The organism is Eggerthella sp. BIOML-A4, assembly GCF_009875575.1.
Taxonomy (GTDB): domain Bacteria; phylum Actinomycetota; class Coriobacteriia; order Coriobacteriales; family Eggerthellaceae; genus Eggerthella; species Eggerthella lenta.
The window spans coordinates 22,495-32,187 of the sequence record NZ_WWRX01000019.1; the positions used below are offsets into that span (position 1 = coordinate 22,495).

General features: G+C 60.0%; 10 protein-coding genes. 3 read left to right on the plus strand and 7 right to left on the minus strand.

Annotated features, from left to right (window positions below; genetic code table 11):
• Window positions 1-12 precede the first annotated feature (12 nt).
• The 6 genes from GT613_RS14175 to GT613_RS14200 all read right to left on the minus strand — a co-directional run bounded on the left by GT613_RS14175 (window position 13) and on the right by GT613_RS14200 (window position 6,854).
• A complete protein-coding gene (locus GT613_RS14175) occupies window positions 13-630 on the minus strand; it encodes a 4Fe-4S dicluster domain-containing protein (RefSeq protein WP_009609160.1) in 618 nt (205 codons plus the stop codon).
• Between the two features lie 9 nt (window positions 631-639).
• Entirely contained in the window at window positions 640-3,054 is a 2,415-nt protein-coding gene (locus tag GT613_RS14180) for a molybdopterin-dependent oxidoreductase (RefSeq protein WP_009609156.1), read from the minus strand.
• A gap of 718 nt (window positions 3,055-3,772) precedes the next feature.
• Complete coding sequence (locus tag GT613_RS14185; RefSeq protein ID WP_009305106.1) at window positions 3,773-4,774, minus strand: slipin family protein; 1,002 nt, start codon at window positions 4,772-4,774, stop codon at window positions 3,773-3,775.
• Window positions 4,774-5,253 carry a GntR family transcriptional regulator gene (locus GT613_RS14190; RefSeq protein ID WP_009305107.1) on the minus strand — a complete coding sequence of 160 codons (480 nt, stop codon included), beginning with the start codon at window positions 5,251-5,253 and terminating at the stop codon, window positions 4,774-4,776. Before GT613_RS14190 ends, GT613_RS14185 begins: the two co-directional genes overlap by 1 nt.
• 1 nt (window position 5,254) lies before the next feature.
• On the minus strand, window positions 5,255-6,196 hold the full coding sequence (gene nrfD, locus GT613_RS14195; protein ID WP_009305108.1) for an NrfD/PsrC family molybdoenzyme membrane anchor subunit: 942 nt from the start codon (window positions 6,194-6,196) through the stop codon (window positions 5,255-5,257).
• Window positions 6,197-6,374: 178 nt separating this feature from the next.
• Window positions 6,375-6,854 (minus strand): VanZ family protein, encoded by a 480-nt coding sequence (locus GT613_RS14200; RefSeq protein WP_009305109.1) that lies wholly within the window; start codon window positions 6,852-6,854, stop codon window positions 6,375-6,377.
• A 142-nt stretch (window positions 6,855-6,996) separates the two neighbouring features.
• Between GT613_RS14200 and GT613_RS14205 the strand changes: the two genes are divergently transcribed.
• Window positions 6,997-7,422: a helix-turn-helix domain-containing protein gene (locus GT613_RS14205; RefSeq protein WP_015761156.1), complete on the plus strand. Its 426-nt coding sequence runs from the start codon at window positions 6,997-6,999 to the stop codon at window positions 7,420-7,422.
• Here the strand turns inward: GT613_RS14205 and GT613_RS14210 are convergent.
• Window positions 7,385-8,239, minus strand: coding sequence for a ParB/RepB/Spo0J family partition protein (locus GT613_RS14210; RefSeq protein WP_009305111.1), 855 nt, complete (start codon window positions 8,237-8,239; stop codon window positions 7,385-7,387). The genes GT613_RS14205 and GT613_RS14210 overlap by 38 nt on opposite strands.
• A gap of 454 nt (window positions 8,240-8,693) precedes the next feature.
• Between GT613_RS14210 and GT613_RS14215 the strand changes: the two genes are divergently transcribed.
• Both GT613_RS14215 and GT613_RS14220 read left to right on the plus strand, forming a co-directional pair.
• Entirely contained in the window at window positions 8,694-8,993 is a 300-nt protein-coding gene (locus tag GT613_RS14215; protein WP_009305112.1) for a hypothetical protein, read from the plus strand.
• 102 nt (window positions 8,994-9,095) lie between these two features.
• Window positions 9,096-9,377, plus strand: a complete 282-nt coding sequence (locus tag GT613_RS14220) for a hypothetical protein (protein WP_009305113.1) — start codon at window positions 9,096-9,098, stop codon at window positions 9,375-9,377.
• The last annotated feature ends 316 nt before the right edge of the window (window positions 9,378-9,693 follow it).

Genomic DNA, 9,693 nt, shown 5'->3' on the forward strand with positions numbered 1-9,693 from the left:
CGCACCTCCTCCTTAGTTGAAGTAACGGACTTGCGGGCGGGTTCCCTGCTCTTCGAGAAGGACGCCGGCCTTGCGCTCGCGGACGACGCGCGAGATCTCGCTGTCCGGATCGTCGAGGTCGCCGAACGTGCGAGCCTTGGAAAGGCAGCATCGCACGCACATCGGCTCGTCGCCGCGGTCGGTGCGCTCCTTGCAGAGCGAGCACTTCTCCACTACGCCCTTGCCGCGCACGGGCACGTCCTTGTCGCCGTAGTTGAAGTCAGGATCGCGCACCGGCTCGTTCCAGTTGAACACGCGTGCGTTGTACGGACAGGCCGCCATGCACATGCGGCATCCGATGCACTTCTCGTAGTCGATCTCGACGCGTCCCTTGTCGTCCTTGTACGTGGCGCCCGTCGGGCACACGCGCAGGCACGCGGGATTCTCGCAATGCTGGCAAGCTATCGGCAGATGCGAACGCGAGATACTAGGATACGTTCCCTGCACGCCCACCTCAAACTCACAGTTTTCGTTGAGCACGCGATTCCATGTCATGCCCATAGGTACGTTGTTCTGCATCTTGCACGCCATGGCGCATGTGTTGCATCCCGTGCAGCGGCTCAAATCGATGGCGATGGCCAACCGAGTCATCTAAATCACCTACGCTTTCTTCACTTCGATAAGCGTGGCATTGAAAGGAGTGACCCTCCCTTTGGCGAGCGCTCTTCCGCGAGGATTTGCGGCATCGTTGGTCACATTCTGCAGGTTTCCAGAAACCATATACTTATCCCAGATGCCTTCGATGATAACCGCCGTTCCCGGACGTACGGCTTCGGTGGCGACGCATGCGCATTGAAACGATCCTCGCTCGTTGAACGCTTCGATCACGTCACCCGACTCCAATCCACGCGCCTCCATGTCGATGGGATTCATTTCCAACGTCGGCTCGTAGTATTGGCGCAACCACGAAGCATCCATGAAGTTCTGATGGATGAAGTATTTCGATCGACGTTGCGTCATAACGAGAGGATACGCATCCCGCAGCGGATTGCCTTCGTATGCCTCATGCGGCGCTTCGTACTGGGGCAAGGCCTGTCCATATTCGACCAGGTCCTCGTAATACAAATCGATCCTCCCCGACGTTGTTTTGTAGGTCTGATTACTGTAACTGCGCGCGATTTCCGGTTGGTTCTTCAAGGCGACCACGCCGTTTCCTGCTACTACCTCGTCGAGCGTTATACCGGCGACGGCCTTGTCGGTCGCATTGTCCAATTGAAAACGCGCAAGCTCCTCCTGGCTCTTCGGAAGCGCATCCCCGTATCCCAATCGCTTCGCCATCTCTCGATCGATCCAAAAGTCCGTTTTGCTCTCAAACAGAGGATCGAGCACTTTTTGCTGCAAGAGCACATGTCCGCGTAAGGCTCGAAGAAAACCAATCTCCTCGTCGACCTCGAAATGGGAGCACACCGGAAGAACGATATCCGCCCAATCCACCGATGGCGTATGCCATATATCTTGAACTACGACGAAATCAAGCCCCTTCGCCCATTCGTTTGTCCGGTTCTGATTACCCGCAATCTGCTGGAACGCGCCGTTCTGCACCCACATGAATCGGATACCGCTTTCCTCGTCGCGATAGTCGACGCTCGCTTTAGGCGCCGAAGCGACTTTGCACTCGGATGGCAACGGCCAGGAAGCAAGCTTGCCCGCTCCAAAAATCTTCTGGTAAGCGTTTACGTACGCTCCCGCCCCCCAACCGGGGATGTCAGTTCCGAACGAACCGACGAGCGTAGCCAGCAATACCGCCGCATGACCAGCGACATCCGCGTTGTAAAACTTCTCTCCACCGCCAAAGCCGAACGAGAGAATCGAAGGACCGCAGTTTGCATACTTATCGGTGATTTCAACAAGCACGTCTTCGTCAATGCCCGTCATTTCAGCAGCCCAGGAAAGCGAGTATTGCTTTTGGGTTTCTTTCAACAGTTTGAACACCGTTGCATACGCTTCACCGTCAATGGTGGTTTCAAAATCAAGGGCAGGGCTTATCCCGTCGGCATCGTAGGGACTCAAACCCGAAGCGTTCTCATCCCACACCAAAAAAGGATTCTCGGATCCCGCTTGCTTAATATCGTCGACAGGGTCTTTTCTCAGAAGGGAACCATCCGAACGCTTCACCATAAAAGGCATGCTTGTATAGGCTTTCAGATACGGAGCGTTGTACCACCCTTTATCAAGGATCAGCGAAATCATCCCTAGGTAAAGCGCCGGATCTGTTCCTGCAATCATGGGGATCCATCGCGAACTCTTCTCCGCAGTCGTGCAAAAGTTTGGATCGATCGTGATGATCTCCGCCCCGGCTTCTTTCGCCTCAAAGAAATACCGCGCAGTCACCATGCAGGTCTCGAGCATGTTGCATCCGACATTCAGGATGGTCTTGGCATTCTTCCAATCGCTCACCTCATTCGAAGAGGCTCCTTGCTGGCCAGCTTCGGCAAGCGCCGGTGAAAACCCGTTGCCCATGCCTATGTCAATTCCGCGATGCGGTTTTTCTTGGCCTTTGAGCAGCTTGGGGAGAAACGTGGTCAACGAGTCAACGGCCGTCTGAATGGCTATAGCTTGTGCGCCGTATTTCTCTTGGGTTTCTTTCACTTTCTCAGCGATAGCGTCCAAAGCTTCATCCCAGGTGATCTCGACGAATTCTCCCGATCCGCGCTCGCCAACGCGCTTGAGAGGAACCTGAAGTCGCTCTTCGCTGTATGTATGCTGAATCTCAGAGATGCCTTTCAGACAAATTGTCTCATTACGTTTGTCAGGCCAATCATTCGGCTCGATCAAGACCAGACGCCCATCACGAACCGTGCATTTGAGATGGCAGTTACATTGACAGTGACGATAATGGAACGTATATCCGACCCGCTCCCCCGCCTCGGCGTGGGCTTGGGCTGGTGCGAGCCAAGTGTCGGTTGCGATCATGTTGGCCGCGCCTGCGAGGCCGAGCGCCCCCGCAGCAGCGCCGGTCGCCTTTAGAAAGCTCCTGCGCGTGAGCCCGCTGTTCGGGCTGCTTGTTCCTGACATGTCTCCTCCTCAAAGATGTCGTCAGGATATCCCCGTTCCGTCGACTGTGGTCTTCATACCTCCAGCCGGCAAAACCTCATACGAGGATACCCCCGTTCCTCGTGAGAATTGGCCAAATTCCACTGCGCCCACTATACGAAATTATCCTATGACAATCAATGATTGTCATAGGATAATTTTTGCTTGTCATTATACTATTTTGTGAATACTTTTTCGTGATTCCGCAGGTCATCTTCTTACTTTGTCGGCTTGAAACCGAAAGGGCGGCGAAGAATGCGCCACGCATGCCGGGGAATCGTCGAGACAGAAGCCCCGAATACCCGTCCGATGGACATCGCCCGGAAAACCCCTCGCCCAAGCGCCGCCTCAGACATCGGCCACCCTTTCGTGCAGCGGACGGAAGCCAAAACGGCAAAAAAGCATCAAATTCGGAAGAAGTCGCGTAGGCCGAGCAAGCACAGCGCGCACGACATCGCATAAGAGCGCTCTGCAAACAGGCAATATGCTGTATGAGCATGCCCGCCCCACCAGCCGCCCGCTGCGAAACTTCCGAATTCGATGACCTTTTGCCACCAACGGCGCATCGAGCGTGCAGCGGGCGGGCGCGGGAAGCGCGATTCGCGGCGCGAGCAAGAGGCGAAACTCGAAGCGCAATCAGGATCGAGGCCCCAAGCGGCCGACCAGAACGACCAAGCTCAACGCTCGTCGCCTTGGGCCATCACAAGCCCGACCCCTTCCCCAGCACATCCTTCGCCGCGTCGCCCAGCACGTCGCCGAAGCCTTCGCTGAAGCTGCTGGGCACCACCACCGTGCCACCCGTTTCGCGCACGCTCTCGTACAAGAGGTGCATCGCACGCAGGCGCAGCGCGGCGTCGTTCTTCGCATAGGTGTCGCCCATGTCGTCCATCATCTCGCAGATGTCCTGCTCGGCTTCCATGAGGATGATGCGGGCCTTCTTGCGCTGCTCGGCCTGGGCCTCCAGCGACATGACGTCCTGCAATTCCTTCGGCAGCAGGATGTCGCGTATCTCCACCGACAGCACGGTTATACCCCACGGCGCCACCTTCTCCTCCAGCACGCGCTTGAGCTCGCGATCCAGCTGCTCGCGGCGGATGGCCACCTCGGCCACGCTCGCGCGCCCGATGGCATCGCGCAGCGCCGTCTGGGCCGCCAGCTCCACGGCACGCGTGAAGTCGCCCACCTCGATGCACGCCGCTTTCGCATCCCACACGTGCCAGAACAGCACGGCGTTCACGTCGAGCGGCACGAGGTCGGCGGTGAGGGTTTCCTCGGCGCCGAAGGTGGTGGCGCGCACGCGGGTGTCCACGCGCATGGTGTTCTGCTCGATGACGGGGAACGTCCAGAACAGACCCGGGCCCGACACGCGGTTGAACGTGCCGAAGCGCAGTACGACCACCTTCTCCCATTGCTGCGCGATGTGCACGGCCGCCGTGGCCAGAAGCGCGCAGACGAGCGCCGTCGAGATGGCTGCGACGCCGATGCCGGCGATTGCCCACCAGGCGCCCAGCGCAAGGCCGAACGCCAGCAGGAACACCACCGCCGAGAACAGCAGCACGCCCGTGCTCGACGCGCGCTCGCCTACGATCTCCGTGCTCGCCTCGGGGACAACGTGCAGTCCGCGGCGCGACGATGCGGCAGACGGCACGCCGCCCTGCCCGCCTGGCATATCCCCTTCGTTTCGCCTGGTCTTCACCCGCATCACGCTCCCGTCCGCGCCTTGCGCGCCGTCGTTCCCACGTCGACCGGCACGATCCGCCCCGTCCCCTCGACCCGCTCGAGCGGGGGTTCGAGGCCCTCGTCCTTCTTGATCTGCTTGATCTTCTTGATCATGCACTTCTGCACGTCGTCCAACGACAATCCGAGGTCGCGGCAGGCCGCCACGCAGTCGCTCATGATGCCGTCGACGTCTTTCGTGTACTCCTCGTCCATCTCGGCGTCGAGGTCGCGTACGAACACGCCGCGCCCGCGCGTCGATTCCAGGTAGCCGTCGGAAACGAGGCTGAGGTACGCCTTGTTCACCGTGTTGTAGTTGATGGAAATCTCCGAGGCCAGGCCGCGCACGGTGGGCAGCTGGTCGCCCGGCTTGAAGTACCCCGAGTTGATCAGGTAGATGAGCCGCTGACGCAGCTGCACCCACAACGGCACATCGGTGGTCGAATCCACTTCGAACGGAAACATGTCACATCACTCCCATCGAGCTGAGCACCGGGTGGGCACCAGCTGCAACAACGCAGAACCGCATGACAAACCCGCCGACCAGCACGCATGCGGAGGCGAACAGAACGACGCCCGGCAATGGGCGGCGCCGCAGCGCGAGCACGATGTCCAGCGCGAACGGCACCGCCAGGCCGAGTACGACGAAGCAGCCCCAGAACAACTGCGCGTTCCGGCCCGCCACCAGCTCCCGCACCGATTGCGCCGCGGCGAGCTCGGTGCCGTTCGACAGCGGCGCGCCTGCCTGCGAAGCCGCGTATACGAACACCGCGACGATGGCCGCCTCGACCACGATGACCGCGGCATCGACGGCCGCCAAGCGCCCGAGCACGGCGCCGAACGCCGATGCCGCGCCCGTGATCTGAGCAAGCGCAAGCGCGCACGCGATGCCGCACGACAGCGACGACGCCGCGAACAGCGCCGGCAGCCACGGCGTGGCCCACAAGGGCACCGCGCCGAGGCTCTGCAGCAAAAGGCCGGTGTACACCATGACCACGAGGGACGCAAGCCCGGCGACCACATGAACGACGCGTACGAGGGCGACGTTCCAGACGCCGACGCCGAGCCATGCGAGGCCGAGCGCCGCCGCGAGCGCCAGGCAGGCTGCGAGCGCCCACGAGCCCACGGCCAGGTACGATGCCGTCGGGTGCACGAGCAGCAGAATCATGCGCTCGGCGTTGCCGAGGTCGGCCACCAAACACACGATGCCCAGCGCAAGCAGCACGAACGCGGCCACGAGCCCCGAACCGAGCAGTTTGCGGTACGCGGCGCTCGGATGTAGGTGCACGCCCGGGGGCGTTGACAAGCACGAACGGGGCACGAGCAGGCCGAGCACCGAGAGCACGAGGCAGAGCCCCGCCCCGGTGCCGCCAAGGAACAGGTAGCACACCACCAGATCGCTCAGCACGCCCGCCCCTTCCTTCTCGATCCGTTCGCATGCGGCTCATGCGAACCATCGCGCGCCACCGTCGCAGCCGCCTCGCCGAGCGGCTTTCGCTCCACGCGCTGCCATCTCCCCTCGATGCCGGAATAGTCATAGGATAATATTAGCACGCCCCGATGCGCTTCGCCATTGCGGGCGGCTTCTAGCCTTCCCTCCGCCTCGCCAACGCTTTCGCCATTCCGTAAGCGGCGAAGACCACGACGACGGCCGCAAGGTATCCGAAGGCGTCGAACGGGAGATCCTTCCAATCGAAGTGCCGAACCGGAACGAACAGCTTGTGCGTCTGGTCGAAAAGCGACCCCGCCATGCACGCTCCCAACGAGGCGAGCATCATGGTTCCCACGCTCATTCTTTGCGAAAACCAGACAATGACCAGCACAGAGGCGAGCGCGCCGAACGCGAAGAACTCGCCTGTATGCCCTATCCTGCGCACGGGTATCTGTTGGACGAGCTGCGCAAGCAAACCATCCGACCCTGTATGCGCGACAACGGATTTCAAGAACGCGTCGAAGCGGCTCGACAGCGCTACGCTTTCCGTCGGGCCTTGCGCGGTAAGGTAGAAGATTGCCGCGCAGATGCCGACGAAACCCAACGTGACGAGGGCGCGAGCCGCATTTCTCATTCGTGTCGACCGTCGAGCGATAGGGCCTCCTCGCTGCAGGGATTCATCGATCTGCTTTGAAAGCAAGGTTTGATTATACCGAAGACGCACCGACGTCGGCGGAAACGTGCAAGATGCGTCATCTTTCCAAGAAATCGTCCATATGTACTCTGGTGGATACAAGGGTGCGTATTCAACCGGTTACGCTTGCGACATGGGAAAATCCTCCGAAAAGAACACGCCGGCATATCACGACCCCCTTGTGCAGCAATACGCCTTCATCCTCGGCGAGAACCTTCGTCAGTTGCGCAAGGCGCAGGGCTTGACGCAGGAGCGGCTTGGGCTGATGATAGGCACCGGGCATTCTCGGATCAGCAACATCGAACGAGGCCGCGTGGTTCCGAGCGTTCCCGACATGATCAAGCTTTGCCGGGCGCTCGAGGCCGACCCCGTCGAACTCGTCGACACCGCCGCGTTCAAGCTCTCCGATTTCCCCGAACGCCAGCAGGGCCATGCGCGGCTTTACGCCCCTCCCCCGCGCCCCGCCGAAGCTACAGCTGGTCCACCAGGCTCTTCAGTTTGCGAATGAGTCCCTGCGAGAGCGGCACGCCCTCGCGATCCATTCGACGAGCTTCCTCGACGCTGCGGATAGCCGCCTGCAACGCGCGGGACGCATCGGCCGTCGTCTTGGGCCGCGACGCTTTGAGGTGGGCTTTCAGCTGGCCGAAGGTCATCTCCTGGCGCTGGTACTCGACGAACAGATCCAGCTGTTTCTGGTTCGGAAGCTGCGAGATGGCGCGCAACGTGAGCGGGTCGACGACCCCGGCTTGCGCCTCCACCTGCCAGTTCTCGTTCAGGTCGCCGGTGAGGAGCTCCGCCTGCTCGCGCGTTTCGCGCAGACGCTTCTCGGCCGCGATAGCGCGCTTGACCGTGGCGGGCGACACCGACTGCCCCGTTTCCTCGGTCACGATGCGTGCGATGATGTCGTTCGTGCGCACGCCCTTGAGCGACGGGTCTGCCTCGCGCAAAGCCGGCACCTCCCTGCCGATGGCCGCGTAGCGCGCGCCGCGCTCTTCCTGCGAAAGCCGGCGCGTCACGAGGTTGGTAACATTGAGCAGCACACGGGCGCGGGCGTCGTCCAGGTTGTCGACGAGCGTGACCGGGATGGTTCGGAAGGCCGCGTCCTCGCGGGCAAGGCGCCTGTACGCCTCGAGTCGGCGGTGCCCGGCGATCATCTGATAGGCGCCGTCCGGCAGCTTGCGCACGAGCGGCAGCTGCCCGAGACCCTCGGAGCGGATGGACGCGACGAGCTCCTGCATCTCGCTTTCATCCATGGTGAAGTCGTTCTCCGGGTGCGACTGGATGCTGTCGACGGGAAGGGCGAGCGTTTGGTAGGGAGTGGTCATCGGGATTATCTCCTTTGCATATTATTTCATATTTATGCAATTTTTTGTATAAATCAACGCTACTATTGAATAGAATAAAATCTTAAATTGAATATACTTCATTATAGACTGTCTAGCTTTTCGGCAATAGCCTCCGTTTCTCCAAACCCCTTACGCAGATCCGCCATGCCGTCTTCCCGTGGATCGCGAGTTTCGAAATCGCAGCTTCCAGCATAAGCGGTTTACCCCTCGATGGCAAACCCGATCGTTTTTTCTGCCGACGTTTCAAACGCTTTTCGCAATCAAAATATCGCCGCTTGCCGATCGACCTTCCCGTTCGTTTTGTCAAACGCGTCGTTCGTGACGACGCCCCGGATATTAATGGAAAACGATAAAAAACTTTCTATAATGCGAACTAGGCAACTCATAATTAAGTTGCCGGGCGGCACGCACCGATCGTCTCAAAGGAGGCACCATGTCGGATTTCAAAGAAATAGCGGTTCGCAACAGGCAAAACGGCGTTAGCGGCGAGCAGACGGGCAGGGATCTTTTCGCTCTCTCGCCCAACGGTCCGCTCGAAGATGTGGTGGAGGCTCTGGCCTTCGCCGGATTCCCTCCGCGCGACACCATCATGGGCGCTACCCAGTATTCTACGTCCCTGTATCCGGGCGAAAGCGAGTACACGCATCGCCAGGTGATCATCGACAAGATGAAGGCCGTAGGCTATCCGGCCAACGAAGTCGATGATGCCGTTGCCGACATTTGGCGCGGGTAGGCGCTTTCTTTCGAGAAAGGTGTCAACGGGGTTCCGCGCGACACGATTGCTGAACAAGTCGAGGCCGAGGGTTTCGAAACGACGGAGCGAAAGGAGAGCACGATGCTCGGAACATGGGAAATCGCGAAAATGAAAAAGTCAAGCCTGCCTGAAAAGGTTGCCAGCGGCTTCAGCGAGGCCACGAAGAACCTCAAGGGCGCGAAATACCGCCCGGTTCTGTACTGCGGCAAGCAGATCGTGGCAGGCACGAACCACATGATCATCTGCAAGCAAACGCTTTCGGACAGAGAGGGCACCGAGCATGTGGTGGCGATGATGCTGCACCAACCTTTGCCGAAGCAGGGAAAGAAATGGGAGATCGTCTCCATCACGCCCATCGTGTAAGGGCTCGAACCCGGTAGGGCCCTTCGGCGCTGCCTGGTTGCAAGGCTAGTAGGCGGGTCGTTCGAAGTGCCCCAGGGCGTTCGAGCGACCCGCCTTTTCGTTGCTGGCGGGGACGCGAAACGAACCCGCGGGGTCACCATGACCCCGCAAGAGCCCTACCTCGCCCCGCGGGCATGCCGTTTCGACGATAAGCGCGGTTATGTAAAGTCGAGCGCGAGGGTCGGGGATGCCGAGCCGATCGTTGATTGAATTCTCGTAAGTTAACGTTTATGCAGATCAGAGGGCTGTTTACTTCTACCTTTTCAATTTCGAGGTC